We start from the raw sequence: 26,963 nt of genomic DNA on the forward strand, positions 1-26,963 counted from the left end.
CCATGTCTAACCTGCACGCACAGCCCTTACTCGATGTTGGCGCCCTGCAGCAGTGCGCCTTGATTGACCTGACCGCGCTGCCCCGCATCGGCTTTCGTGGCACGCACAGCGCCGACTACTTGCGTGTACGCGGTTTCGAGCTGCCCGAAGCGCCCAACCGCGCCGTCCTCCAGGCCGACGGCAGCCAGGTCGCGCGCCTGTCCCAGACCGAGTACCTGCTGCTCGGTGGCCTGGCCGACCAGGGTCAACGCATTGCCGATGAAGAAGTCAGCTGGGAGCTGGACCACAACGCCAACTACCTGCTGCCACGCCAGGACAGCCACGCCTGGCTGCAACTGAGCGGCGCCTGCATCAGCGAGGTCATGGCCAAGCTCTGCGGGGTCGACCTGCGGCCCGAGGTGTTTCCCGTCGGTGCAGTGGCGCAGACCTCGGCGGCGCGGATCAACGTCATCGTGATCAACCTGGGCCCCGTCGGCCTGCCCTGTTTCCAACTGCTGTGTGATCGCGCCTCGCTGGCCTACTTCAAAGATGCCGTGCTGGACGCCATGAGTGAGTTCAACGGTGCCTTGCTGGCGCCTGAAGTGTTGATGGATTAAGCCGCACACGGGCTTGAACGAGGTACAACGCCCGGGTCGCCACCGCTGGCCGACCCGGCTACCCGACGCGCAACACCACTGGAGCTGATGATGCCAAGCCTTGAAAAGGAAACCGACTACAGCGTACCAGCGCTGCAACGTGGGCTCAGTGTGCTGGGGTTGTTCGACGCTCACACCCGCTCGCTGGGTATCAACGACATTGCCGAACAGCTTGGCGTAAGCAATTCGGCGATCTACCGCATTCTCTATACGCTAACCGACATGGGCTACCTGAAAAAATACAACAATCACTATGAACTGGGCGCCCAGGTCATCTCCACGGGTTTCAGCTACCTGGCCAGCCGCGACATTGTCGAAATCGCCATGCCGCACCTCAATGCACTGCGTGACAGCACGTCCCTTTCATGCCACTTGAGCACCCGGGAAGGCACCGACAGCCTGTACCTCTACCGAGCCTTTGCCGCCCAACGCTTATCAGTGAACATCCCGATTGGCACACGTATCGCCTGCCATTGCACCGCGATGGGTCGCGTGCTGCTAAGCGACCTGAGCACCGCGCAACTGCGCCTGCTGTACCAGCATGTGCGCCTTGATGACTACCCGGCACCAGCGCCGCGCACCCTGCCGGAACTGGAGCAGCTCACAGCCGTGGACCGCGAGCGGCAATGGGTCGTCCATCGCTCGGACTATTCGACGGCTATCGCCACCGGCGTACGCGATCACACCGGGCGTATCAGCGCAGCAATCAACCTGTCCGGCCCCGATGCGATCATGGACCCGGCCGGCACGCAGGCACGCTTTACCGAGTTGCTGATGCACTGCGCACTGAAGATCAGCGAAGAGCTCGGCTATCGCAAGACAAACACCCCGCAAGGTATCAGCACAACGGGCACACTCTAGGCCGCATCCCGTTGCCGGGCATTGCTACTTACCTCAAACAGCCCTACCAGCTTCTGCAGCTTGTTGGCATCGAGCCTGACGGTTTCCGCGCTGGTCTGCAGCACGGTGACGGTCTGGCGCATTTGCGCAGACGACTGATCGACCTGCTTGATGGTCTTGCCGTAGTCCAGGCTGCGCTGATTCAGTTGCTGAATGATCGCGAACATGTTTTCCACGGCCTGGTGCAGTTGCACGTTTTCCGAAGACGCCTCTTCAGCCAGGCGCAGGCTGTTGTCGACATCCTTGACCCCATCCTCCATAAAACCAACCGCCTGCTGCGTTTCGCGTTGCAGCCCTTCGACCATCTGCCGGATATCGTCGGCTGCCTTCGAGGTACGTGACGCCAAGGTGCGAACTTCATCGGCGACCACGGCAAATCCGCGGCCATGCTCACCGGCGCGCGCCGCCTCGATCGCCGCGTTCAGCGCCAATAGGTTGGTCTGGTTGGTGATATCGCTGATCAGTCCGGTGATGGTGCCAATCTCACCCATGCGGCTGTCGAGCAACTGGACGCTGGAGGACGAGCGCTCGACGACATTGCGAATCGACTGAGTGCCCTTCTGAACCGCCAGAAACTGCTCTCGGGCGCGGGTGACCACTTCATCCATGGCCTGTTTCATCTGCTCGGCACTGGCCGAAGCCTGCTGGATCTCGCCCAACTGGTCTTCGACGATGATCATCATGCTGTGCACCGCCTGGGCAACTTCTTCAGAGGTGAGACTGGCCGCCTGGCTACGCCCCAGCATCAGCTGATTGGTCTTGCCGACACTGTGGCTGGCCTTGATCACCTGCCCGACGACGGCGTCCAGATGGTCGATGAAACTGTTGATCCAGCGCCCCATGTCACCGGTCTCATCGTTGGCCATGCGCGACGAGTCGAGGCGCTGGCGCAGGTTGCCCTCGCCTTCGGCGATGGTTCTGATGACGCCGGTCATTTCATTCAGGCGTGCCGCCAGGCGCCTAGGGCCCAATGAACGGAACAACAACGCCGCAGCCAACATGCTCGACATCTCGCAGAGGTCAATCAGGCCCTGGGAAAGACCGCTGTAATGCTGGATCAGGTAGTTGCAGCCAAACAGGCCTGCCATGGTTGCCAGGTAAGGCTTCATCAGCCCGTAACTCAGCGAGCGGCGGCGGTAGACTTCTTCCAGGTCAGCCTCGCACATCATCCCCCAACGGTCCGGTGAACCGGGCAACTGGAAGGTAACGCCCTTGCCGACCACCGGAATGTGCCGGTAGTCGGAGTAGCCGGGATAGGCGACAAACAGATTGGCGCCGGTGCGGATGGTTTCGCGCACACCAGGGTGCAGCTCCTGGGTCGACGGATCAGTGAAGCGCAGTTCCAGTTCAGTGTGACGCTGCACCTGAACAGTCTTCCAGGGCGTATGCACGCCGCTCTTGAGGTTTTCGCCGTGGGTAAAGGTACCGTCTTCGAAGCGCGAGCGTGACAAGGCGACCCCCGGCTGGATTGCCGGATCGAAGCGCGACTGCACCATGAACAGGTAGTTGTCCCCTGACTCGGCAAAAATGTGCCCGGCCTCACGCTGGATCAAATCACCCAATACATCGTTCGGAACCCGTCCACAGAGGCAGCCGAGTACTTTGCCGTCGACCTTCAGGGGTTGATAGAACATCAGCGTGACTTCGTCATGAAAACGCGACGATGAAGGGCCAATCTGCAACGTCAGTGGGTCGCTGTAGGGGCCGTGCAGGAACGCTGCCTGCAACCCGGCGGCAAGGGCCTTGGCATTGCACGGAGACCGCCCGGCATGGCCATTCCAGGTCGAGGCAATCACCGCACCACTGGGGTCGACGACAAACAGTTCGGAAAAGTCTTCAGCCTGGGCCAGCTTCTCCAGCAACAGGCCCGGGCCAGGCTGGCCACCGTCGCGGCTCAAGGTAGCCGCCAGTTCAGCCAAATGGTCCCACTGCTCCCGCGCCCAGTTCTGCAGCAGCTTCACCCGGGTTTCGGCGATGGCTTCGAATGTCTGCTCAATCACCGGGTAAGCCGATCGATTGAGACGGCAAGACCACTTCATGGCCAGTTTTCCGGTCTTGCCAAACCAGGGCAACCAGCGTTTTTCGGCGGAGGATAACTGCATGGAATTGCTTGATAGCGACATTCACTTCTCCAGCTGCGACATTGGGCATCGAACCTGGAAGCAATTACCACGCCATGTTGAAAGCATGCTAACGATCCAACCTAAAGAAAACTGTCGATTTATGGCATCTATCCGTGCATATCCTCCAAAAAATATAGAATTTACAGCGTAATTTTCCGAAAAAAATAATAGCCAATAGCCCTCACCCGGCACCCAACGCGCAGCGCCAAGGGAGGCCCTTCGCGCATCAAAACGGTGCGTAAAGCGCTCCGCGCTCACTCACGGGGCATATGAAATCCTGAGAGAGGCGAGTCGACGCCATCAGCGTTCGATAATCGCACAAATCCCGTTTTACACGCTCAAGATCAACAGCCCGCCCAGAGATACAGAAGCAGCGGATCACTCTGATAACAACAATCCAGACGCGCCACTTCCCGCCCGGGATGGCCGAAGCATCCGCTGAAATTCCTTCGATCTTTGGAGCGATCGCCATGTTTCGTCATCTTAAAATCCGTACCGGGATGTGCTGGGTACTGCTGCTGTTTGTTCTGGCGCTGCTGTTCTCTACTGTCAACGCGTGGCGAGCAGCCGAACGAAGCGACGCCCATATCAGAGAGCTGCACAGTACTGCGCTGCAGGCCGACAGGCTCAACAACGCCTTGCTGCTGGCCATCCGTGCAAGTGCCAACGTGTCCTCAGCGTTCATTGAAGACATCGGCGGACAAAAGGACGCTGCCAAAGCCCGGCTCGGCCGCTCGGAGGATATCTGGCGTTCCGCCCTGGAAAAGATCGACAATTTTTCGTCCACCCTGTTAACCCCCGCGGACAGGGCCCTGGGCCTGCAGCTTGAAGCCTCGTTCAGCGAGTACGGCAAGGCCATCGAGGGGCAGCGCACAGCGGCCCGGGCAAATGATCTGGCGGGTTATTTCCGTGTCAACGCAGAGGCTTCAACAGCCATGGGCAAACTGCAGGAACAGCGCACAAGCATGATGCAGTCGCTGAACAGCCGCAGTGAGGCGCTGATGGCCGAGGCCAGTGTGAAACTCAAGCACGCGCAGATCACCGCCGGGGTACTGGTGGCCCTGACCGTGCTGCTCGCGGTGCTTTGTTGGGTGTTTATCGCAGGCCGCGTCTTGAGCCCGCTGGAGCGTGCAGGCCAGCATTTCAAACGTATTGCCAATGGCAACCTGCGCGAACCCATTGAGGTCGACAGCCAGAACGAGATCGGCCTGTTGTTCAGCGAACTGCAGCGCATGCAGGAGAGCCAGCGCCACACCATCATTCAGATCAGCACCTCGGCAGCGCAACTCGCCGCCGCCGCGACACAACTCAATGCCGTCACCGAAGAAACCAACCGAGGTTTGCAGCAGCAGGACCACGAACTGGAGCAAGCCGCTACCGCCGTGACCGAAATGACGACCGCAGTGGAAGAAGTCGCCCGCAATGCGGTATCGACCTCCGAGGCCGCCACCCACTCCAATAGTCTCTCCGCCCAAAGCCGACAGCAGGTACGAGGCACAATCGACGGCACCCAGGCCATGGCCGACGACATCAGGCAAAGCGCCGGGCACATCCAAAAGCTTGCGGGCCAGATTCTGGAGATTGGCAAGGTACTGGACGTGATTCGCAGTATCTCCGAGCAAACCAACCTGCTCGCACTCAACGCGGCAATCGAAGCCGCACGGGCGGGTGAAGCCGGGCGGGGCTTTGCAGTGGTAGCCGATGAAGTCCGTACCCTCGCCTATCGCACCCAGGAGTCGACACGCGAGATCGAGCAGATGATCAGCAACGTGCAAAGCGGCACCGAGACTGCCGTACAGTCAATGCGCTCAAGCACCGAGAAAGCTCAGGCCAACCTGTCCATCACCCAGGCGTGCGGCGAAGTGCTGGAATCCATCTACACGGCGATTGGCGAAATCAATGAACGCAACCTGGTGATCGCCAGCGCTGCGCAGGAACAATCGCAGGTGGCCCGGGAGGTCGATAGCAACCTGTTGAACATTCGTAACCTGTCAATGCAGTCAGCGGCGGGGGCTTCGCAAACCAACGCGGCGAGCAATGAACTGTCGCGTCTGGCGGCAGAGTTGAGTGCGGTGGTCGCCAGGTTTGATACCTAGCCCTAGGCGCCACCGATGCGGCTACATGAATGACGTCAAGTGGCTCGTTGGCACAGGGTGATCGCCGAGCGCAACAGTGCCCGGTCGCCCACCCTGTGTGCAGTCAAGGTCAATCTGGCCGCCTCAATCTTCTGTCAGCTCGCAGACCCCTTTCGCCCCGTCCTTGCTGCTGTACGAGACTGAAGGTGTGCCATCGCGGTCGATGCTCAACGAGATGGTGATACCTTGGCCAGTGGCTTCATAGCTATTTTCATTCAACGTCTTCAGTTTGCCCTCTTCGCCATTGATGTAGATCGGCCCGCCTTCATCAGCGTGAACATCAATACCCCCTGGGCAGGTGGCATCCACCAATGGAATTTCGGCTTTCACGAACCCGACCATCGCGAACAGGGCAAGGCTCAACAGTACTCGCTTCATGGTTGCCTCCTCGGACCGGCGCTATGCCGTGACGTCTATGAACAGACTAGCCCACGGCATCCGCATGACGGCAAGGTCGGCTTACTCGATCAAACTCTGGGCTGCCCCGGACAGTTGCCGCTGCCCACTCAAGCCCACCATGACCCGTTCGACGATCTGCATGCGTTGCTCTGCGGCGCCGCGTATCTCGTCCATGGCGCGCAACGCGACGCTGGCTTGCTCCATGCCTGAACGTGTTGAAGCACCAAGCCCCTCAATTCCGGCTCGGGCGTCACCCGCCGATTGTTGCAGTTCGCCTGCAATGGTTTGAATCTGGGCGCTGGAGTCCGCGACACGACGAGACAGGTTCCGAACCTCATCGGCTACCACCGCAAAACCGCGTCCATGGTCACCCGCACGTGCGGCCTCGATCGCCGCGTTCAGTGCCAGCAGGTTGGTTTGCCGAGCGATATCCTGAATGCTGCCGACCAACGCGCCAATGCGCACAGACTGCGCACCCAGTTCATTAAAGGTATGGGCGATCGTGCTCATCGACGTGTCGAGCTCACAGAGGATGTGCGAGGACGCCTGGATACTCTCGGCACTTGAACGCACATGCGCACCAGCAGCACGCGCCAGCTGGTCGGCGAACTGCATGTCGGCCTCGGTCTGGATGATGGCGTCATCAAGCTTTTTCAGCGTCTTCTGCAGCCTGCCGTCGCTCCACAAGGGGGCAATTACTTCGGTTGTCGAAACCACAGGCGCAGGCTCAGGCACAACCGCTGCCACACCGCTCGGCATGCATTCAACCGGCACCTCAATCACCGTCGCCGGGCGAAAGTGATACAGCAGCCCTGCACACAAAAAGCACAGTAACGCCACGCTGCCAAGGGCAGCCTGCGGCACCTCTGACACCATTAACGCCGTTGCGATCACCACACCTGTCAGTTGCAGGATACCGGCCAGAAATCCACGACTCATCGTGACCGACTCCATGACCAGCGGTTTGAGTGGGCACTGCAGGGTGTGAAACAGGCAGATGACGTTACCGATAGCGCAGGTGGAACCCCGTCAAGCGTCCATCGGGAAGAAGGTATCGAAATCATAGGGCGCTCTTATTGTTCTTTATCCCACGATAGAGGCTGCAAGTAGTGGCAGTCCAATATTAGGTGGGTCTGGCGCCATACCTGAAAAGTATCATCGTCATGACGGACTGTTACTCAACAGGGAATAGTCTTTTACAAAACCTCGGTATTCAGAAAACGTTCATTTTCGGCAAGATGCCGGAAGATCCGTGCACACGGACGAAAAGAAGAACAATGTTTCAACGCCAACGCGCCTTCCAGGGCCAAACGCGGCGTACTTGTCTGCCATTTCCACAAGACCATTCATAACAATCTCAAACCGAGTGTCTGTCAGACATTTTGTGCAGAGGGGCGACCGAAAGATGAATCACCTGAAAAATGGCGTACTGCTATTGGCCGTGTCCGGTGGGCTGGTACCACTGGCCAACGCAGCACCCTTCGTTAGCGACCAGGCCGAAGCCAAAGGCATTGTCGAAGACAGCAGCCTCAAGGTGCTGCTACGCAACATGTACTTCGATCGCGATGGCAAGAACGGCAGTGACACACGCCGCGACTGGACCCAGGGGTTCATGGCCAACTTCAGCTCCGGCTACACCCAGGGCACCGTCGGTTTTGGTGTCGATGCCTTCGGCTACTGGGGGATCAAACTTGACGGCAGCTCAGGCCAGACCGGAACCGGCAACCTGCCGGTTAACCGCGACGGCAGCCCTGAAGACGAGTTCGGCCGCGCCGGTGGCGCGCTCAAGATGCGCGTCTCCAAGACCGAGCTGAAGTTTGGCCAGATGCAACCCACCGCCCCTGTGTTCGCCGCAGGTGGTACCCGACTGTTGCCGCAGACTGCCACCGGCTTCTCGCTGATGAGCAGCGAGATCCAGAACCTTGATCTGGAAGCCGGACATTTCTACGCCGGCACCTCCAATGCCACCACCAGTTCCAGCGGCGGCCTGTGGGCCACCTATGCCAACGTCGAGACCAGCGATGTCGATTACCTCGGCGGACGCTATGCACTGAACGACAACCTCGGCCTGATGCTGTACGCCTCGCAGTTCAAGGATATATGGCGCCAGTACTATGGTGACTTGAACTATCAGTTGCCGATCTCCAGCAGCCAGTCCGTGGCACTGGACTTCAGCCTCTACCGCACACTGGATGAAGGCAGTGCCAAGGCCGGCTCGATCAACAACACCACCTGGTCGGCCTCGGCGGCCTACACCTTCCTCACCGCCCACACCGTTACCTTGGCCTTTCAGAAAGTCGATGGCGATACCCCATTTGACTATGTCGGGTTTGGCGATAACGGAGGGGGGGCTGCTGGTGACTCGATCTTCCTCGCCAACTCGGTCCAGTATTCGGACTTCAACGGCCCTGGCGAGCGCTCATGGCAAGTACGCTACGACCTGAAAATGGACACCCTTGGCGTGCCCGGCCTGAGCTTCATGGCCCGTTACATCAACGGTGACAACATCGACGGCTCGCACATGGCGGCAGACAGCGCCTACCGTGCCTATGGCTATGGTGACAACGGCAAGCACCACGAAACCGATGTGGAAGCCAAGTACACCATCCAGAGCGGGCCGGTCAAAGACCTGTCGTTCCGCCTGCGTCAGTCGTTCCACTATGCCAACGCCGACCAGGCCGAGAGCGACAACAATGAAATGCGCCTGATCATCGACTACCCGATCTCGATCCTGTAACGGCTGCACCGTAACGCGGTGGTTTTTTCCACGCTGGGAACCCCATACAGCTGGATAAAACCGCCGCTACCATCGCGCGCCACAGAACCTCGCAAAACTCTATGGAATCGGTGCTCAATCGCAAATTACCGGGCACAAACGTACAAGATATCGATCACTCCTGTTCGCTAAACTGATCAGCGTCAACAACCCAGCATAGCGAGCAACAACTCTATTTTTTTGCCATAAATTTGACACACGCCTACACTGTAAGGGAGAGATGATTAAATACCTCCATACTGAGCAGGGTGAGCAGATTGAGTTGGGACAGTGGCGCAATGCGGCAGCACTTTGAAAAAATGCAGGCGGTGCTGTCTGCTGACAACGAAATACTGGACATTGAGGACTACGTCGATCAGTTCCTGCGGACACGCGGCTACGCCCTGACCAACGAAAACAGGCTTCGCGTTGCGATGCGATTGGAGCAAATCACCGAGTGGACCCATTACACCGTCAGTGAGCTGGATCATTGGCTTGATACGTGTTTCAAGGCGTAGCAGCACCGAAGCAACGCCACCTCGGTTTATGGAGCGGAACCGGCCAGCAACTGTTGGTTAATGAACATTTGCTCCCGTCCTCGCGCTACCAGCCAACGATGGAAGTCACGGCAGTGGGCATTGTCGAATGCGCCCTTGGCACCCACCAGCAAATACGATGAGGGCATCGGCAATGCGTGTGCAAAGGGCATGATCAAGCGCCCGTCCGCCAGCGCACCGGCGATCATCGAACATTGAGCCAGTACTACGCCCTGCCCCGACAATGCGGCCTGAATCGCCATTGATGACAATGAGTAAACACGGTAGCCGTCACGCAACGACGAGCAATCGACCGCCTGAGCCATAAACCAGTCGCGCCATGACGGCGGCGAAGCGAACTTTGGTAGCCAGTCAATCGACAATAACGGGTAGGCCAACAGATCGGCCGGGGTATCCAGTGGCCGATCATCTTGAATCAGGCCGGGGCTACACACCGGAACGACACAATCGCGAAATAACTCAATGGCATTTTCGGTCGACTCAAGGTCACCGTACGTGAGCCGGAAGTCGACTTCGTAGCCATCAGGCGAGGGCTCGGCATGGCTGCCGTCGAGAAACAGGTTGAGCCCCGGGTGATCGCTCTGCCACGCGTAAATAAGGGGTGCCAGCCACTCGGACAGCAACGACGGCAGGGCGCTGATGCGCAGGTTGCTGGCATTTTTCGAGCGCTCGACCTCTACCTGGGCAATGCGCAGGCTTTCGAATGCCGACGCACAGCTCTCATGGTAACGCTGCCCCGCCGCGGTCAACCGGATACGCTTGCCCACCTTGAAGGTCAGGCTCAAACCCAGGCTATCTTCCAGCAGTTTCATTTGCTGGCTGACCGCACCGGCAGAAATCCCCAGACGCCTGGCGGCCTCGATAATGCCACCGTAGCGCCCGACTGCTTCAAAAACCTGTAAGGCGCGCAGAGAAGGCAAGCTGTTCATCAGTCTCTCCTAAAAGGTGCTGACGGCTTGATACTTTAGCCCAGCTATACAAAGCAACAGCTTTCAGCATCTTTTCGCAAATTCAGACTCTCGTATGCTGGCCTTGGCACTGCCTCCCCTTCCCCTAACAAAAAAGCAAAAACAAGGAGAGCACCATGTCTATACGCACTACCCAGAGCGTCGCGCGTTACTCGCCTAACCGATGGGATACCCCACGGGCTTCAACGTGTTCCAACGGGAACAAAAAAAAGCCCGACGTAACAATGCGTAACGAAACCGCGCACCGCCCCACCCCTCGGATTACCCTCCAGCGCTCAAACCCCTTGGAACAGAGCCTTGCACCTGCGCGGGCGCAGTTTGGCCTGCATATTGCTATTCATGTATATACAAGTACATGCATATCATGATGTATCTGTGCTTTAGCCACGTACCCTCCGCCCCCTGTAACAGACAAAGGAAAACAACAATGAGAAAATTTGTCCTTGCCACTGTCCTTGCACTGGCTTCCACCGGCGTCCTCGCCAAGGACCTGAGCGTTATTCGCTTTGGCGTAGACCCGACGTTTGCGCCTTTTGAGTCGAAAAACGCTGACGGCGAGCTGGTTGGCTTCGACATTGATCTGGGCAACGCCATTTGCGCTCAGCTCAAGGCCAAATGTGTCTGGGTCGAAACGGCATTCGACAGCATCATTCCTGCGCTCAGGGCGAAGAAGTTCGACGGCGTGCTGTCGGCCATGACGGTCAACGAGAAACGCAAACAGAATGTCGCCTTCTCCGATCGCCTCTACAACTCGCCCAATCGCCTGATCGCGAAAAAGGACAGCGGACTGCTGCCAACGGTCGAATCGCTCAAGGGTAAACGTGTCGGGGTTGCACAAGGCACCACCCAGGAAGCCTTCGTCAAGGCCATGTGGGCACCACACGGGGTGATCATGGTCTCGTACCAGAACCAGGACGTGCTGTATCCAGACCTGGTCAGCGGGCGGATCGATGCCAGCCTGACCGATGCGGCCGTGGCCGATATCGGCTTTCTGCAAACACCGAGGAACACCGGTTTTGCGTTCGCCGGCGATGCCGTCAAGCACGACGAACTGCTGGGCGAAGGGATCGCAATCGGCCTGCGCAAGGATGACCATGAGCTGATCGAGGCCATCAACGGCGCACTGGCAGAAATGCACAAGAACGGTACCTACGACACCATTCAGAAGAAGTACTTCAGCTTCGACATCTATAACTGAAGACAGCTACAACGCGCTCAATCGCCTGCTATCCAGCGCTTGAGCGCGCTGTAGGTACACAGCCCCTCCCCGAACACTCAAGCCTCGCAATGGACGGCCCACGGCCCCCCATTGCCTACGGAGAGACAGAACATGCTTTTACAGGGCTATGGTTCGCTCATTCTCGACGGTACCTTTGCGACCATCCAACTGGCATTGCTCTCAATGCTGGTAGCCGTGACGATCGGCCTGGCCGGTGCCTCGGCAAAGCTGTCCAAACAGCGGCTGTTACGTAACCTGGCAACCGGCTATACCACCTTGATCCGCAGTGTCCCTGACCTGGTCATCATGTTGCTGTTGTTCTACAGCCTGCAAATCTGGCTGAACAACTTCACGGAATGGATGCAGGTCGAGCAGATCGATATCAACCCGTTCGTTGCCGGCGTTATCACCCTGGGCTTCATCTATGGTGCCTACTTTACCGAGACCTTTCGCGGTGCATTCCAGTCCGTACCTGCCGGTCAACTGGAAGCAGCCGTTGCCTATGGCATGAGCCGTCGGCAGATCTTTATCCGGGTGTTGTTTCCACAAATGATGCGGTTTGCATTGCCGGGCATCGGCAACAACTGGCAGGTACTGATCAAGGCGACCGCCCTGGTCTCGATCATCGGCCTGATCGATATCGTCAAAGTGACACAGGATGCCGGCAAGAACTCAATGCAACTGTTCTTCTTCAGCATCATCGGTGCACTGATCTACCTTGCCATCACCACCGTCTCGAACGGCCTGCTGCTATGGCTGGAGCGCCGCTACAACATCGGCGTCAAGGGAGCCGCACTATGACCGAGATCATGAAGGACTACTGGAAAGCCTACCTCTGGTTCGATGGTTATCAGCTCTCTGGCGTCGCCATGACCCTGTGGCTGCTGGTCGTTGCCATTGCCCTCGGCGGCCTCCTCTCGGTGCCCTTGTCTGTGGCACGGGTGTCGAGAAACCCTCTCATCCGTGGGCCGGTCTGGTTCTACACCTATGTGTTTCGAGGAACGCCGCTGTACATCCAGCTGCTGATTCTCTACTCCGGTATCTACAGCCTGCAGATGGTCCGCGAGCAGCCGGTGCTGGATGCCTTCTTCCGCGAAGGGATCAACTGCACCTTGCTGGCCTTTGCCCTCAATACCTGCGCCTACACCACGGAAATATTCGCGGGCGCCATTCGTGCCACCCCATATGGCGAGATCGAAGCCGGGCGGGCCTATGGCATGTCGCCGTTCACCCTGTACCGTCGGATCATTCTGCCTTCGGCACTGCGACGCGCACTGCCGTACTACAGCAATGAAGTGATCCTGATGCTGCACTCCACCACCCTGGCGTTCACCGCCACTGTGCCCGACCTGCTCAAGATTGCCCGCGACGTGAACTCGGAAACCTACTCCTCGTTCGAGGCATTCGGCATTGCAGCCGTGCTGTATGCCCTGATGGTGTTTGCCCTGGTCTGGCTGTTCCGACGTTGCGAAATGCGCTGGCTAGCCTTCTTGAAGCCACAGACTCACTGACCCGCCGTAAGTAATAAGAGAGCATCGAACATGTACAAGCTGAACGTAGATGAACTGCATAAAAAATACGGCTCCCATGAAGTCCTCAAAGGGGTATCGCTCAGCGCCAAAGCGGGCGATGTCATCAGCATCATTGGCTCGAGCGGGTCAGGCAAAAGCACCTTTCTGCGCTGCATCAACTTCCTTGAACAACCGTGCAGCGGACGTATTGCCGTAAACAACGAAGAGATCCGCACCAAGCTGGATATCAACGGAGCCATGCAGATTGCCGACCCTCGCCAGTTGCAGAAAATCCGTACCAAACTGTCGATGGTGTTCCAGCATTTCAACCTGTGGCAACACATGACGGTGCTGGAGAACATCGTCGAAGCGCCGGTCCACGTCCTCGGCGTGAAGCGCAAGGACGCCGAGCAGCGGGCACGCCACTACCTGAACAAGGTCGGGCTGGATGCAAGCGTGGCAAGCAAATACCCCTCGCACCTCTCTGGCGGGCAGCAACAACGCGTGGCCATCGCACGGGCACTGGCAATGGAACCGGAGGTGATGCTGTTCGACGAGCCGACCTCCGCCCTGGACCCGGAACTGGTCGGCGAAGTCCTGAAAGTGATGCAGGCCTTGGCCGAGGAAGGCCGCACCATGGTCGTGGTCACCCATGAAATGGGCTTTGCCCGCAACGTCTCCAACCATGTCATGTTCCTGCACCAGGGCCGCGTTGAAGAAGAAGGCCCACCCGGCGAGGTATTGAACCATCCGAAAAGCGAACGCCTTACTCAGTTCCTCTCCGGGCGCTTGAAGTAAGTCGGCACATTCCCCTGCTGGCCACCGGGCAACCTCTGGATGCCCGGGGCCGGCCTATCGATACGAGGCCACCATGCTCGCAGGTTTCCCCAAACATCCCGGTTTCGCCCAGCAACGTGAACAGTTTCTAGCGGCGGCCAACGCTGCCGGCGCATGCCTGAGCGAATACCGCCACCCCTTGCGCGGCCCCTTTGGCGAGACGCTGAGCACCGACGTTGCCCTGCTCGGTGATCCCCAGGCCAAACGGGTGCTGGTTGCGCTCAGCGGCACTCACGGCGTTGAAGGGTTCTATGGCTCCGACTGCCAGATCAAATGGTTGCACGCACTCGGCAACGCGCCCCTGCCTGCGGATGTCGCGGTACTGATGATCCACCTGATCAACCCTTGGGGCACCGCCTGGATGCGTCGGGTCAACGAAGACAACATCGATCTCAATCGCAACCAACTGGACTTCTCTCAGGCACTACCAGACAACCAGGCCTACGAAACGTTGCACCCCATCTACACCTGCGCCCAACTGCACGGTCCGCTACGGGAGCAGGCTGACGCGCTGCTCAACCAGCGAATTCGCGCCGAAGGCTGGTCAACCGTGATGTCGATTGTCGAGGCCGGCCAGTACCGTCATCCCGATGGCCTGTTCTATGGCGGCCAGTCTCCCGCGTGGTCGAACACCACCCTGCACACGATCTTGCAAACCCATCTGGCGCACAGCGAGGTTGCCATGTGCTTTGACCTGCACACCGGAGCCGGCGACTACGGGCACCCGATGCTGATGACCATTGCCCAGTCTGCCTACCCGGCACTGCACGATGCCCAGACCCTCTATGGCCCGTGGCTGTACACGTTGATGACCGGAGCCGACAGCCATAGCGACACCGGCGTAGCGGCAACAGCAACCGGCTACACCTCACAGGCGATTCTCAATGCCCTGCCCCACGTACACCTGATGCCATTTGTCATTGAATGCGGCACCTACCCGGGCGAGCAGGTTCACACCGTGTTGCGCAACGACCAGTGGCTGCACCTGCATGGCGACCTGGACGATAAGGTCGCGGCGCACATCAAACGGGAACTGGTCGAGCAGTTCTACCCGGCGGACCCTGACTGGCACGCCGTCGTCTGGCTGCGCACCCAGCATATCTGGGAACGAGCCTTGAGTGCGTTACCCAAGATTCACCCCGCCGCCCGTCGCTAAACACAGCGCCTGACACCCTTGTACAAAGCGACGCTCTACGTAGCGTCGCTTTGGTTTGCCTGCAAAAAACGATTTAGTTTTTCTAAATCAATAAACAGTTTTAAGTATCTATTCTGAGCTTATCAGTGCCTCGTATTCTGGCTTCGCCGAAAGCCTCGCCCTGCCGCACAGGGTGAAAACCAGAACAATAAGGAGAGACCCCATGTTTTTGCGCAACGCTTGGTACGTAGCCGCCAGTGAAGCCGAGTTGGGCGAAGCACTGTACCCCGTCACCCTGCTCAGTGAGCCTGTGCTGCTTTACCGCAAGACCGACGGCACCCCGGTGGCCCTTGAAGACGCCTGCCCCCACCGCAAGCTGCCGTTGTCCATGGGGCGTCGCCAGGGCGATGACATCGAGTGCGGCTACCACGGCCTGACCTTCGACTGTTCCGGCAGCTGTGTCCGTGCCCCCGGCAGCCGACACATCCCTCAGGGTGCCAAGGTTCGCAGCTACCCCCTTGCCATGCGCTACGGCCTGATCTGGATCTGGATGGGCGATCCCGAACTGGCCGACGAAGCGAAGATCTGTGAAGTCCCGGAATGGGGTGATCCGGCATGGGGGCTCAACCGTGGCGACAGTATGGTCGTGCCGTGCAACTACCTGTACGTGACCGATAACCTGCTCGACCCTTCCCATGTCGCCTGGGTACATCAGTCGTCCTTTGGCAATGCAGCGTGCGCCCAAGAGCCCCTGCAAACGCGGGTAACCGATACCGGCGTGATCGTTTCGCGTTGGATGCGCGATGTGGAAGTGGCGCCTTTCTACGCCAAGTTCGTCAAGTTCACTGGCAACTGCGACCGCAAACAGCACTACGAAGTGCACTACCCCGCCCAGGCCGTTATCAAGGCGATATTCACCCCGGCCGGCACGGGCAGCGACGAGGGCGAACTGCACGAGCAGGTGTTCCTGATGAACTCCTACAACTTCATGACCCCCATCGACGAGGAGAACACCCGTTACTACTGGTTCCAGGTACGCAATTTCGACCCCGAGAACCAGGACGTCTCCCGACAGTTCGATGAAGACGTGCGTCACGCCTTCGCCGAAGACCGTGTCGTGCTCAGCGCCGTCCATCAAGGCATGGCCAACAAGCGCAGCCCCAACATCGACCTGGCCTCCGACTCAGGCCCGCTGCGCTTTCGCCGCAACCTGGAGCAGTTGATCGCCATCGAACAACGTAATGGCCTGATCGCCCGCAGCCAAGCGCAGGCCGAGCACGACAAGACGGAGGCGTGAGATGAGCACTCAACCGAAGACGACACTCAGCGCGCAAGGCTTCAGGGCCTTGCGGGTGATCGAAAAGAAACAGGAAAGTGCGGTCATTACCTCGTTCGTGCTGGCGGCAGATCATGGCGCGTGCCCGCCCTTCGTGCCGGGGCAATTCCTGGTGGTTCGCCTGCCCACGGGCAACGGCGCCACACTGCTGCGCAACTACAGCCTCTCAGGCGACCGTAACGACCTGTCGCACCTGCGCATATCCGTCAAGCGCGAGCCCGCACCCGCAGACCAACCACAACTGCCACCCGGGCAAGGCTCCAACTACCTGCACGATCAGGTGCAGGTCGGCGATCTGCTCGAGGTCGCCGGGCCTGCCGGCGAGTTCGTCCTCGACGAAAAAAGCACACGCCCCGTCGTGCTGTTAAGCGGTGGCGTGGGCCTGACCCCCATGCTGAGCATGCTCCATCAGCTAAGCCGCCATTCAACCCGCACCGTGCACTTTATCCATGCCTGCGAGAACGGTGCCGTACATGCGTTCCGTGATGAAGTACGCCAGTTGGCCGATCGGCGCCCCGGGATCAATGTGCATTTCTGCTACCGCAGCCCGAGCGTCGACGATCAGGCCAACCCGGCGTACCACAGCCAGGGCCTGATCAACCGGGAAACCCTGCAAGCGCTACTGCCATTGGACGACTACGAGGTCTACCTGTGCGGTCCACCACCGTTCATGCAGGCGAACTGGCGCCTGCTGCGCGACCTGGGAATCGACCGCCAGCGTATTCACTATGAGTTTTTCGGCCCGGCAACGGTTCTTGAGAACGATCAGGAGCGAGCCCCAGCGTCCGTGACGCCAGCCATCAGCAGCCCACCCACAGCGACAGACAACGCCTTGACTGTGCATTTTTTGCCATCTGGCACCCGCGTGGACTGGCAACAGGGCTGTCACTCACTGCTTGACCTCGCCGAGCAGGCCGGCCTGACGCCCTCGTTCAACTGCCGGGCAGGCCTGTGCAACAGCTGCCAGGTCGGCCTCAGGGAAGGTACTGTCGAGTACTTCGAAGAACCGCTGGATGCCCCCATCAACGGCAACATCCTGCTCTGCTGCACACGCCCAACGAGTGCACTGACCATAGAACTGCGCGCGTAGGATCAACACCCACCACTGGTTGGCGGAGAATCGCGTGGGCTACGCTTTCGAGTGCATCGGCGATATCACGCGTGCATGATGGAGCGCGAACCAGCAAGCTTGGCGACAACCCCTTGGGGAAGCACTCCCCTGGCCCCGCACGCCCCTGACCCTATTGTACAAACCCAAGAGAACCCAAAGATGAGCATCTTCACACACGTCACCGTTGGCACGAACGACCTGAACAAAGCCCGCGGCTTTTACGACAAGGCACTGGGTGAACTAGGCCTCAAGCGTATCGCCGACCTGGGCGACAATGGCTCGATCTGGGGCGAAAATTCCCCGGCCTTTTTCGTCCTGAAACCCGCCGACGGCAAGCCAGCCACCGTCGGCAACGGCGTCACCATCAGCTTTGAAGCACCGAGTCGTGCAGCGATCGACGCCTTCCATGCGGCCGCCCTGGCATCCGGCGGTCAAGACGAAGGCAAGCCGGGCCCGCGCAATTGGGCACCCAATGCCTACGCCGCCTATGTCCGTGATCTCGATGGCAACAAACTAGCCGTTTACTGCTTCAAACCGGCTTGATCAACAGCCGTATCAAATGCCCGAAGCACTGCTTCGGGCATTTTTCGTTATGGGCCATGACGATTGATGTGACGGCAAAAAACAAAGCCATTGTAACGCCGCATTTTTCGACCTATCTTATACAAAACCTATACAAGGCTATTAGTCGTGTACAAGATAGAGCAATGGCCCCTGACGCTTTACTTCGACGGTGACTGCCCGCTCTGCGCTCGGGAAATCAAGCTCCTGCGCCGACGTGCTACAGACGCCCGGCTGCTACTGGTTGATATCAGCAGCGACGACTTCGATGCGCCTGCACTGGGTTTCACCCTTGAGCGCATGCAATCAGTCCTGCATGCGCGCTTTGCCAATGGTCAATGGGTTACGGGCCTGGACGCCACCCTCTGGAGCTGGCGAGCAGCAGGCCTGGGTGCGTGGGCCGCACCACTGACTTGGCGCCCCCTGCGGCCACTGTTTGCCATCGGCTATCGCCTGTTCTGCCACTTACGCCCCCATTTGGCCTGGTTACCTCATCCCGATGGCAGCCGTCGCTGTCGTGACAACCACTGTACGCTGCCGAAGTCGGCATCCGCGCCAGGCAACCCGCATACCCTTCAAACAACACATGGCTGCAAGGAGTCAAAATGAACCTGTCATTAGCCGAGCACTACCGTGAAATTCTCTCCGGCGTCGGCGAGAATCCTGAACGTGAAGGGTTACTGGACACCCCCAAACGCGCCGCCAAAGCAATGCAGTACCTGTGCAATGGCTACACCCTGAACCTGGAGGAAGTGGTTAATGGTGCCCTGTTCGAGTCGGACAACGATGAGATGGTCGTCGTACGTGACATCGAACTGTACTCATTGTGCGAGCACCACATGCTGCCCTTCATCGGCAAGGCGCATGTGGCCTACATCCCTACCGGGCGAGTGTTAGGGCTGTCGAAGGTTGCCCGCGTGGTCGATATGTTCGCCCGTCGCCTGCAGATACAGGAAAACCTCACAAAACAAATTGCCGACGCCATCCAGCGCGTCACCGATGCCGCGGGTGTGGCCGTGGTCATCGAAGCCAAGCACATGTGCATGATGATGCGCGGTGTGGAGAAGCAAAACTCGGTAATGACCTCATCCGTGATGCTGGGAGCCTTCCGCGAGTCGTGCACCACGCGTCACGAGTTCCTGCAACTGATTGGGCGGCGCAGCTGATGCCAGGACCGGTGCAAGACGGCGTTACACCGACGTCACCTGCACCGCCCCTACCGCTCGACCGTGCAGCGCCTATGCCGCCGACAACGCTCTGAGCAGTAGCGCACCTCATCCCAACAGCGCGCCCACTTTTTACGCCAGACAAACGGCAGCCCGCAGACCACGCAGGTTTTGGCTGGAAGGTCGCTCTTTTTCACAACGCCTCACCGGCATCCAGCATGGCCAGTAACGCCTCGCCACGCTGCCAGAGCGCCTGCTGCTTGTCCTCCGACATGCGTGCGAGGTTTTTATACACCATGGCAAGGCGTTGATTGCGCTGCAGCAGGTCACGGTGACGCATCAGAAAGTGCCAATAGAGCGCATTGAAAGGGCAGGCAGTGTCCGTTGTACTTTCACTGACGTTGTACACACAGCCACTGCAGTAGTCCGACATGCGCTTGATGTACTGTCCGCTGGCACAGTAAGGCTTCGAGCCCAGATAGCCACCATCGGCATGCATGACCATGCCCAGGGTATTGGGCAGCTCGACCCAGTCGAAGGCGTCCATATAGACGGACAAATACCAGTCGCACACCTGGCTCGGCACGATGCCCGCTAACAGGGCAAAGTTGCCGGTCACCATCAGCCGCTGAATATGATGGGCGTAGGCGTGCTCCAATGTCTGGCCGATGACCTGGCGCATACAGTTCATCCGCGTGTCGCCCGTCCAGTAGAACACTGGCAGTTGCCTGCTGTTGCCGAAAAAATCAAGGCTGGCATAGGTGGGCATCTGCAGCCAGTAGATACCGCGCACATACTCACGCCAACCAATCAATTGGCGGATAAACCCTTCGGCAGCATTCAACGGGATCCTGCCAGACCAGTAGGCCGCCTCTACATCCGCGCACACCTGACGCACATCCAGCAGGCCGATGTTGAGCGCAGCGCTGATACGGGCATGAAACAGAAACGGCTCATCCTGGGCCATGGCATCTTGATAATCGCCAAAGGCCGCCAGGCCAAAATCCAGAAAGTAGTCCCACAATGCCTGCGCATCGGCATGTGTCACGGGATAGTCAAAGGCTTCCAGCGAACCGTAGTGGTCAGTGAAGTGCTCGGCCACCAGCGCAATCACCTCACGGGTCATTGCATCCACGGTAAAGCGCGCGGGCAATGGAGCCCGCTGGTGCTTGGGCAGCGCCTTGCGGTTGTCTGCATCAAAGTTCCAGGCCCCTCCGACCGGGCTGCCATCGCCATTGATGAGCAGCCCGCTCTTGCGCCGCATCTCGCGATAGAAAAACTCCATGCGCACCTGCTTTTTGCCTTTGGCCCAGGAAGCGAATTCGGCGCGACTACACAGGAAACGGCTATCAACATGCCAGTGGATAGGCAGGCCACTGCACGTGAGCGAATGCTCAAGACGCCAGTCGCCACACTCGGTCAGGTGCAGCGCTTCTGGCTGCAATAGCCCATGCCAGCGGCGCAATTCCCCCGGCAGTGAGCCCGTATTATCCGGATCATCCAGAGCGACGTACTGCACACGGAAACCACGTTGGCGCAGCGCCTCGGCAAAGTGGCGCATGGCGCTGAAAACCAGCACGATTTTTTGCGGATGATGAGGCACGTGGCGGGCCTCCTCCATCACCTCGGCAAACAGCACCGTATCGCGTTCGGTATCCAGCCCTTGCAGTGAAGGCAGGTCGAAGGACAATTGATCGCCCAGAACCAGGCACAGCCGTCGAGTACCGTTCATACTGCAGCGTCCGCTATAAAACGGTTGCGCGCGTTTTTTGCGTTTACCAGGTGCATCCACCCATTCAGCATGCTTCCTGCCTCAAGATCACACGTTTGACTGGCCCAGCAAGTGCTCATGACGCCTTGCACGCCGCCTCAGCCGGTAAAAACCTGTACAATTTTAACTTCTTGTACAAATTCTACATAGCGCTATTGATGACAGGTCAGATCTGTTGCCTGCCTGTAAACACTCATGGAGCCATTAATGTTCAACAGCCGCCTGAAAAAAGCACTCCAAGACCAGAGCGCAGAGCTGTACATGCTGCGCCAACTCATTGAGCAGATGAATCGCGGCATGCTATCGATACGGCTTGATGCGCAAACCCGTATCTGCGATTTCAACCCGCATTTCGCGCAAACGCTGGGCTACAGAGACGAGCATCTAAGAGGCCGCCCGCTATCCGAAATTGTGCCGCCTTACGTCAGTAAACTGCCCTGCTTCCACGCGTTCAGATCTGCCGTGGAAAAGTTCGAACCGATCAGCGACGACTACCGCTATCTGCGTGCAGATGGCAGCCTTGCTTGGTTGAAATTGCATTGGTTTCCCATTCGCGGCGAAAACGGCGAGCTTTCCCACATTCAGGGCTACGGCAGCGAAGTCAGCCGGACCATTGAGCAGATAAAAGAGAATGAGTCGTTCATCGATGCGCTTATCCGCTCTACTGCGGTAATCCAGTTCAAACTGGATGGCACCGTTGTAACCGCCAACCAGCAGTTCCTCAAGGCCATGGGCTACTCGCTCGAGCAGATCAAAGGCAAACATCACCGCATGTTCTGCAGTGCAGAGGACGCTGCATCACCTCAGTACTCGGCGTTCTGGAAGACACTCAACAACGGAGAATACGTCGCTGACCGTTTCAAGCGGATTGACAGCCGCGGTCGTGAGGTTTGGCTGGAGGCCACCTACAACCCCGTTTACGACACGGAAGGCAATCTGTGCAAAGTGGTGAAATTCGCCAGCGTCGTCACCGATCAGGTCGCACGGGAAACTGAGGTGAGAGAAGCAGCAGCGGTCGCCTATGACGTCTCATTACAGACCGATGTGAGCGCAGAACGGGGTGCGGCAGTTGTCCAGGAAACAGTGCAAACCATGCAGCAGATCGCCGGACAGATGCAATCGGCCACCCATCGGATTGAGGCACTCGACAAGCAGTCACTGTTAATCAGTTCCATCGTGCAGACCATTGGCGGTATTGCCTCGCAGACCAACTTGCTGGCGCTCAACGCAGCCATTGAAGCCGCCCGAGCAGGTGAGCAGGGTCGCGGCTTCGCAGTGGTTGCGGATGAAGTCCGTCAGCTTGCTGGCCGCACAAGCGCGGCAACGGAAGAAATCGTGAGTGTCGTACTGCAGAACCAGGCGCTCGCCAGCGAGGCCGTTCAAGAGATGTTCAGCAGTCGAGAACAGGCCGAACAAGGGCTTGCATTAGCCAGCCAGGCCGGCGCCGTGATTGTGGAAATCCAAAACGGCGCCAAGCAGGTCGTTGGCGCGGTTGGACGTTTTGCCAATGAGCTACAGTGATCCGCACCGCCACAAAAGCCTGTTACGATCTGCGGCAGATCAGTTTTCAGGGGGCGCACCATGCGAACATCAGTACCACGGAGGGACTCGCAATCGCCTGAACATCCGGTAACGCCCCCATCGTTGTCTGCAACCGATAGGTAGAAGAAGGAACCTGTGCCTAGCGTGGTTATGAACACTGTACATTAGCGGGTTAAAAATCCGAGGAGCCCGCGAAAGCCCATGAGCACTAAAGGCCAGGTCCTAAATGATTGACGAAACACCTTCGACGCTCCCTTGCCAAGCCTGTAAAGAGGGCAAGAAACTGAATTTCGACTTCAGCATGGCATTCCAGCCGATTATCGATCTTCGCGACAACAGTGTTTTTGCTTATGAGGCCTTGGTACGCGGTACCGATGGCAGTGGCGCAGCCACCATTCTTGGCAATGTCACCGAAGAAAACCGTTATGCCTTTGACCAGGCGTGCCGGGTAAAAGCGGTTGAGCTTGCGTCCAGGTTACAGATCCCCTGTTTTGTCAGCATCAACTTCTTGCCTAACGCCGTATACAAGGCGGAAACCTGCATTCGTGCCACGCTTAACGCGGCGCGGCGCTTTGGTTTCCCTACTGAGCGCTTGATTTTCGAAATTACCGAAAATGAAGAGCTGGTGGACAAGGAACACCTGAAAAGCATTATTCGAGAATACAAGCTACAGGGTTTCAAGACCGCCATCGATGATTTTGGTGCAGGTTATTCTGGCTTGAATCTACTGGCAGAGTTTCAGCCGGATATTATAAAACTCGACATGAGCCTTGTACGGCGCATCTGCACCGACCCGGTACGGCAAGCGATTGTCAAAGGCATTCTAGGCGTCTGCGAGGCATTGAATATCAATGTGATCGCAGAGGGTGTAGAAACAACTGCCGAGCTTCAACAACTGCTGGCCTTGGGTATCAACCTCTATCAAGGCTACCTGTTTGCAAGACCAGAATTTGAAACCTTGCCGACAGTGAACTGGCCTGACCACAGCGTGTTGTAACGCTGGACACCGGGTTGATCCACCCTGCACGAATGCAGTTTTCTCGGCGCGCGGCTGATTCAGGCCGCCATCCCAAGGCGCATACGCCGCAATGGGGCAGTCATCACAGGCTGCCCAGATAATCCGCCTTGCCGATGTCCACCCCATTGTGACGCAAGATGCCGTACGCAGTGGTCAGGTGGAAATAGAAATTGGGTATGGCAAAGCACAGCAGATAGTCCTGCCCGGCAAAGTGGATTTCCTTGTCGTGTACCTTGAGGGTAATCGGGCGTGCCTCACTGCCGTCCAGTTGCTGCGTGGTAATGCTCTGCAGAAACGTGACGGTTCTGGCAATGCGCGCCTGCAATTCGGGAAAACTGCTTTCAGTGTCGGCAAAACTCGGTACCTCTACCCCTGCCAGACGAGCAGCACACCCCTTGGCAGTATCGGACACTATCTGTACCTGGCGCACCAGCGCAAACATATCGGGGGCAAGTCGGGCGTTGAGGAAGAACGCCGGCATGATGTCCTTGGCATGAGCGTGGGCGGCGGCCTTGCGCAGAATGGCTGCCAGATTATCCAGCCCGCGGACGAATACAGGGATAGAGGCTTGGTACATGGAGACAGACATACGCTTTCTCCGGAGAGAACGTGGTCTAACAGGCGTCCGACCCTTGCAGATGAACATGCCGTCCTGTTTGGCGTCTTCTGTTAACGATAGCTGAAGGCGCTCACTTGTGTGGGGGCCGTCGGCAAGCAGCAGAGGCTGACTATACTTTCAGCTGCCCCGCGGTTTGAGCTTGGAGTTACCATCATGAAAAGCATGATACTTGGCAAGCTTTCAAAGCCCATCAGAGGTCGTAAAATTTCATGGATGTGCGCCCTACTCATTATCTCCGGATGCGCACACAACCCTGATATACGCGTTGGTCACGATACGGTTGATGGCGTTACGTCCAGGGACAATAACGCCTACATAGCGTGCGTAAAAAACGAGGTCAAGAATGGCGTCCCAACGTTTACCGTGGAAGATAACGGTAAAACCGATCTGTTTTTCGGCAGTACAGACCCCACTACAACAGAAGGGCTAGTTGTACTTTCCAGCGCTAACGGCCACAGCACCTACTCTGCCTACCAGAGAGACGCATGGTATGACAGAGGGCGGTTGCTCGATGCCGCACAAGCCTGCTCCAGAATCTAAGACCAGGCGTTGTATCGTTCGACAGTGGCTTGTGGCGCCGTTGAAGGTGCCATGGCCTGCTCGAGACCAGGGACGACTTGTCAGGGGCAACCAAGTCGTCTCGGTTTCATCTTCATTCGCGAGGCGCTTGGCTGTTTTTGCAGCGGCTCGCTGACCCACACTGCACGATCATTCGCTTTTTCCCATCTATCATTGATTCAGACAAAGAACCTGCCTGACCAACAGGCCTGGCTTACGTCAGGCCTCAGTGCGACTGCTGAACGCTAAGCATTCGCTCAAACGTCACGGGAAAGGGAGTCATTCGGCGTTCCAAGCGGCTGAACCGACCAGGAGAGGCAGTGTGAAAACGCACCTGAAGGCTGAGAAAACCGCTCACTCCAACACCGCCTCACTTCGCCTCGATATCGTATCGGGCCTCACTGCAGCAGCGGTTGTGCTGCCCAAAGCCATGGCCTACGCCACCGTCGCAGGCTTGCCTGTTGCTGTCGGCCTGTATACCGCCTTCGTGCCGATGCTGATCTACGCATTTCTGGGTACTTCACGCGTACTCAGCGTCAGTTCCTCAGCCACACTGGCGATCCTGGCCGGAGCACAGATCAGCTTGGCCGTCCCCGATGGCGACCCCGGAAAGTTGATCACGGCAACGGCGACGCTAACCGCACTGGTTGGCGTGATGCTGCTCGTGGCACGCCTGATACGCCTTGGGTTTCTCGCGAACTTCATTTCCACCCCGGTGTTAAGCGGCTTCAAAGCCGGGGTCGGCCTGGTGATCGTGCTGGACCAGGTGCCAAAACTGCTGGGCATCCACATCACCAAACACGGTTTTTTTGTCGACATCCTCAACATCATCCATCACCTGCCAGAAAGCTCGCTGATCACCCTCGCAGTGGCGGCAGCAGCATTCCTGATACTCATCCTGATGGAGCGTCTATGGGCGCACTCGCCTGCCCCGCTGGTGGTGGTCGGCGGCAGTATTGCCGCGTCCTGGTACTTCGGCCTGCAAGCACTTGGTGCCTCGACGGTCGGCGTGATTCCACAAGGGTTACCCTCACTGACCCTGCCCGACCTGACCCTGGTCGAGCAGATGGTGCCTGGTGCACTCGGGATCGCCCTGATGAGCTTTACCGAGACGATTGCCGCAGGTCGTGCCTTTGTCCGGCCCGGCGACCCACCTATCAACGCCAACCGTGAGCTGGTTGCCACCGGGCTCGGCAACCTTGGCGGCGCATTGTTCGGCGCAATGCCGGCCGGTGGCGGCACGTCTCAAACGGCGGTTGTACGCGCCACAGGAGGGCAATCCCAAAAAGTGTCCATCGTCACGGCCGCAGCGGCACTGGCCACCATGCTGCTGCTCTCGGGGCTCCTCGGGTTCCTCCCACACGCTACCCTTGCTGCCATCGTCATCTACTACTCCGTGGGCCTGATTCAGCCGCAGGAGTTCATGGCAATCCGCAAAGTAAGGCCAATGGAGTTCTATTGGGCGCTCGTTGCCACGGTCGGTGTACTGTTGTTCGGCACACTGCAAGGGATTACCGTAGCCATCGTCGTATCGTTGGTCAGCCTGGCCTACCAGACCGCACGCCCGCACCTCTACGTTCTTGGCCGCAAGCCCGGCACCGACGTACTGCGCCCTCTTTCAGAAGAGCACCCCAATGACGAGACGTTCAAGGGGCTATTGATCGTACGACCAGAAGGCCGCCTGTTTTTCCTCAATGCCGACTACGTGAAAGAACAAATCATCGCACTGGAAGCGCAGTACCAACCACACGTGATTGTCTGGGACATGAGCGCGGTGCCCGATATCGAATACTCGGCACTGCAGGCCCTTATAGAAGGCGAGAAAAACCTGACCGAACTGGGCGCCAGCCTCTGGCTCGCAGGCTTGAACCCCGGGGTACTGGATATGGTGCGACGTGCCAAATTCGATGAAAAACTGGGTTCTGAACGCATGCTGTTCAATGCCAATGCGGCAATAGAAAAGTATCAAGCTCAGGAAGGCGCGTCGGCAGGTGGCATCACTTGAGATTGACACGTCGCCCCCCAAGCTCGGTGAGGCGCTGAGGTGACGCAATGAAAAAGAGCCGCAATTGCGGCTCCTTCACTGTTCACGCTTGTCCTGGCGTGG

25 protein-coding genes and 3 pseudogenes are annotated in these 26,963 nt (G+C 58.3%); 21 read left to right on the forward strand and 7 right to left on the reverse strand.

The annotated features are described in order from the left end of the window. The first annotated feature begins 2 nt into the window (after window positions 1-2). A complete protein-coding gene (locus tag ACZ9H3_RS06510; RefSeq protein ID WP_102051944.1) occupies window positions 3-596 on the forward strand; it encodes a sarcosine oxidase subunit gamma in 594 nt (197 codons plus the stop codon). Between the two features lie 90 nt (window positions 597-686). Beyond that, window positions 687-1,496 carry an IclR family transcriptional regulator gene (locus ACZ9H3_RS06515; RefSeq protein WP_102051945.1) on the forward strand — a complete coding sequence of 270 codons (810 nt, stop codon included), beginning with the start codon at window positions 687-689 and terminating at the stop codon, window positions 1,494-1,496. Here ACZ9H3_RS06515 and ACZ9H3_RS06520 read toward each other — a convergent pair. Next, complete coding sequence (locus tag ACZ9H3_RS06520) at window positions 1,493-3,658, reverse strand: methyl-accepting chemotaxis protein (RefSeq protein WP_476220140.1); 2,166 nt, start codon at window positions 3,656-3,658, stop codon at window positions 1,493-1,495. The genes ACZ9H3_RS06515 and ACZ9H3_RS06520 overlap by 4 nt on opposite strands. A 1,001-nt stretch (window positions 3,659-4,659) precedes the next feature. On the opposite strand from ACZ9H3_RS06520, the pseudogene ACZ9H3_RS06525 reads away from it, so the two are divergent. Beyond that, window positions 4,660-4,890, forward strand: a pseudogene (locus tag ACZ9H3_RS06525) (HAMP domain-containing protein); the annotation flags it as partial. Further along, a complete protein-coding gene (locus ACZ9H3_RS06530) occupies window positions 4,891-5,754 on the forward strand; it encodes a methyl-accepting chemotaxis protein (protein WP_371917192.1) in 864 nt (287 codons plus the stop codon). Between the two features lie 123 nt (window positions 5,755-5,877). Here ACZ9H3_RS06530 and ACZ9H3_RS06535 read toward each other — a convergent pair whose 3' ends face one another. Together ACZ9H3_RS06535 and ACZ9H3_RS06540 are read right to left on the reverse strand one after the other, a co-directional pair. Further along, on the reverse strand, window positions 5,878-6,171 hold the full coding sequence (locus ACZ9H3_RS06535; protein ID WP_102051952.1) for a hypothetical protein: 294 nt from the start codon (window positions 6,169-6,171) through the stop codon (window positions 5,878-5,880). Window positions 6,172-6,252: 81 nt separating this feature from the next. After that, a complete protein-coding gene (locus tag ACZ9H3_RS06540) occupies window positions 6,253-7,146 on the reverse strand; it encodes a methyl-accepting chemotaxis protein (RefSeq protein ID WP_476220142.1) in 894 nt (297 codons plus the stop codon). A 451-nt stretch (window positions 7,147-7,597) separates the two neighbouring features. On the opposite strand from ACZ9H3_RS06540, the gene ACZ9H3_RS06545 reads away from it, so the two are divergent. Both ACZ9H3_RS06545 and ACZ9H3_RS06550 read left to right on the forward strand, forming a co-directional pair. Further along, window positions 7,598-8,929, forward strand: a complete 1,332-nt coding sequence (locus ACZ9H3_RS06545) for an OprD family porin (protein ID WP_099775212.1) — start codon at window positions 7,598-7,600, stop codon at window positions 8,927-8,929. A 317-nt stretch (window positions 8,930-9,246) separates the two neighbouring features. After that, on the forward strand, window positions 9,247-9,465 hold the full coding sequence (locus ACZ9H3_RS06550; protein WP_099775213.1) for a hypothetical protein: 219 nt from the start codon (window positions 9,247-9,249) through the stop codon (window positions 9,463-9,465). 26 nt (window positions 9,466-9,491) lie between these two features. On the opposite strand, the gene ACZ9H3_RS06555 is transcribed toward ACZ9H3_RS06550, so the two are convergent. Further along, window positions 9,492-10,433 carry a LysR substrate-binding domain-containing protein gene (locus ACZ9H3_RS06555; RefSeq protein ID WP_330523817.1) on the reverse strand — a complete coding sequence of 314 codons (942 nt, stop codon included), beginning with the start codon at window positions 10,431-10,433 and terminating at the stop codon, window positions 9,492-9,494. 466 nt (window positions 10,434-10,899) lie between these two features. On the opposite strand from ACZ9H3_RS06555, the gene ACZ9H3_RS06560 reads away from it, so the two are divergent. The 10 genes from ACZ9H3_RS06560 (at window position 10,900) to folE (ending at window position 19,348) form a co-directional block, all read left to right on the forward strand. After that, window positions 10,900-11,670: an ABC transporter substrate-binding protein gene (locus tag ACZ9H3_RS06560; protein WP_099775215.1), complete on the forward strand. Its 771-nt coding sequence runs from the start codon at window positions 10,900-10,902 to the stop codon at window positions 11,668-11,670. A gap of 132 nt (window positions 11,671-11,802) precedes the next feature. Beyond that, window positions 11,803-12,492 (forward strand): ABC transporter permease, encoded by a 690-nt coding sequence (locus ACZ9H3_RS06565; protein ID WP_065759651.1) that lies wholly within the window; start codon window positions 11,803-11,805, stop codon window positions 12,490-12,492. Further along, a complete protein-coding gene (locus ACZ9H3_RS06570; RefSeq protein ID WP_065759652.1) occupies window positions 12,489-13,202 on the forward strand; it encodes an ABC transporter permease in 714 nt (237 codons plus the stop codon). Before ACZ9H3_RS06565 ends, ACZ9H3_RS06570 begins: the two co-directional genes overlap by 4 nt. 30 nt (window positions 13,203-13,232) lie before the next feature. Beyond that, entirely contained in the window at window positions 13,233-14,000 is a 768-nt protein-coding gene (locus ACZ9H3_RS06575) for an ABC transporter ATP-binding protein (protein ID WP_330523818.1), read from the forward strand. A 73-nt stretch (window positions 14,001-14,073) separates the two neighbouring features. Beyond that, window positions 14,074-15,195: a DUF2817 domain-containing protein gene (locus ACZ9H3_RS06580; RefSeq protein ID WP_476220144.1), complete on the forward strand. Its 1,122-nt coding sequence runs from the start codon at window positions 14,074-14,076 to the stop codon at window positions 15,193-15,195. Window positions 15,196-15,397: 202 nt separating this feature from the next. After that, the gene (locus ACZ9H3_RS06585) at window positions 15,398-16,471 is read left to right on the forward strand and encodes an aromatic ring-hydroxylating dioxygenase subunit alpha (RefSeq protein ID WP_330523820.1); all 1,074 of its coding nucleotides are present in this window, start codon (window positions 15,398-15,400) and stop codon (window positions 16,469-16,471) included. 1 nt (window position 16,472) lies between these two features. Further along, on the forward strand, window positions 16,473-17,600 hold the full coding sequence (locus tag ACZ9H3_RS06590; RefSeq protein WP_476220145.1) for an FAD-binding oxidoreductase: 1,128 nt from the start codon (window positions 16,473-16,475) through the stop codon (window positions 17,598-17,600). Between the two features lie 180 nt (window positions 17,601-17,780). Next, on the forward strand, window positions 17,781-18,164 hold the full coding sequence (locus tag ACZ9H3_RS06595) for a VOC family protein (RefSeq protein WP_330523822.1): 384 nt from the start codon (window positions 17,781-17,783) through the stop codon (window positions 18,162-18,164). Window positions 18,165-18,311: 147 nt separating this feature from the next. Continuing rightward, complete coding sequence (locus tag ACZ9H3_RS06600; protein ID WP_330523823.1) at window positions 18,312-18,791, forward strand: thiol-disulfide oxidoreductase DCC family protein; 480 nt, start codon at window positions 18,312-18,314, stop codon at window positions 18,789-18,791. Continuing rightward, window positions 18,788-19,348 (forward strand): GTP cyclohydrolase I FolE, encoded by a 561-nt coding sequence (gene folE / locus ACZ9H3_RS06605; protein ID WP_102051961.1) that lies wholly within the window; start codon window positions 18,788-18,790, stop codon window positions 19,346-19,348. The genes ACZ9H3_RS06600 and folE overlap by 4 nt, the downstream gene beginning before the upstream one ends. A 50-nt stretch (window positions 19,349-19,398) precedes the next feature. Here folE and ACZ9H3_RS06610 read toward each other — a convergent pair whose 3' ends face one another. Both ACZ9H3_RS06610 and ACZ9H3_RS06615 read right to left on the reverse strand, forming a co-directional pair. Beyond that, window positions 19,399-19,545 carry a DUF2256 domain-containing protein gene (locus tag ACZ9H3_RS06610; protein WP_330523824.1) on the reverse strand — a complete coding sequence of 49 codons (147 nt, stop codon included), beginning with the start codon at window positions 19,543-19,545 and terminating at the stop codon, window positions 19,399-19,401. Then, window positions 19,542-21,080: a cryptochrome/photolyase family protein gene (locus ACZ9H3_RS06615; RefSeq protein ID WP_476220146.1), complete on the reverse strand. Its 1,539-nt coding sequence runs from the start codon at window positions 21,078-21,080 to the stop codon at window positions 19,542-19,544. Before ACZ9H3_RS06615 ends, ACZ9H3_RS06610 begins: the two co-directional genes overlap by 4 nt. Window positions 21,081-21,380: 300 nt before the next feature. Here ACZ9H3_RS06615 and ACZ9H3_RS06620 point away from each other — a divergent pair. The 3 genes and pseudogenes from ACZ9H3_RS06620 to ACZ9H3_RS06630 form a co-directional block, all read left to right on the forward strand. Beyond that, window positions 21,381-22,097, forward strand: a pseudogene (locus ACZ9H3_RS06620) (PAS domain-containing protein); the annotation flags it as partial. Between the two features lie 108 nt (window positions 22,098-22,205). Next, a pseudogene (locus ACZ9H3_RS06625) lies at window positions 22,206-22,640 on the forward strand (methyl-accepting chemotaxis protein); the annotation flags it as partial. Window positions 22,641-22,887: 247 nt separating this feature from the next. Then, window positions 22,888-23,658, forward strand: coding sequence for an EAL domain-containing protein (locus ACZ9H3_RS06630; protein ID WP_102051965.1), 771 nt, complete (start codon window positions 22,888-22,890; stop codon window positions 23,656-23,658). A 103-nt stretch (window positions 23,659-23,761) separates the two neighbouring features. Here ACZ9H3_RS06630 and ACZ9H3_RS06635 read toward each other — a convergent pair whose 3' ends face one another. Then, window positions 23,762-24,268 (reverse strand): DUF1993 domain-containing protein, encoded by a 507-nt coding sequence (locus tag ACZ9H3_RS06635; protein WP_476220147.1) that lies wholly within the window; start codon window positions 24,266-24,268, stop codon window positions 23,762-23,764. 183 nt (window positions 24,269-24,451) lie between these two features. Between ACZ9H3_RS06635 and ACZ9H3_RS06640 the strand changes: the two genes are divergently transcribed. Both ACZ9H3_RS06640 and ACZ9H3_RS06645 read left to right on the forward strand, forming a co-directional pair. Continuing rightward, entirely contained in the window at window positions 24,452-24,838 is a 387-nt protein-coding gene (locus tag ACZ9H3_RS06640) for a hypothetical protein (protein ID WP_454241852.1), read from the forward strand. A 340-nt stretch (window positions 24,839-25,178) separates the two neighbouring features. Further along, on the forward strand, window positions 25,179-26,861 hold the full coding sequence (locus tag ACZ9H3_RS06645) for a SulP family inorganic anion transporter (protein ID WP_454241853.1): 1,683 nt from the start codon (window positions 25,179-25,181) through the stop codon (window positions 26,859-26,861). Window positions 26,862-26,963: the final 102 nt, after the last annotated feature.

It is taken from the genome of Pseudomonas sp. TE3910 (genome assembly GCF_056279025.1).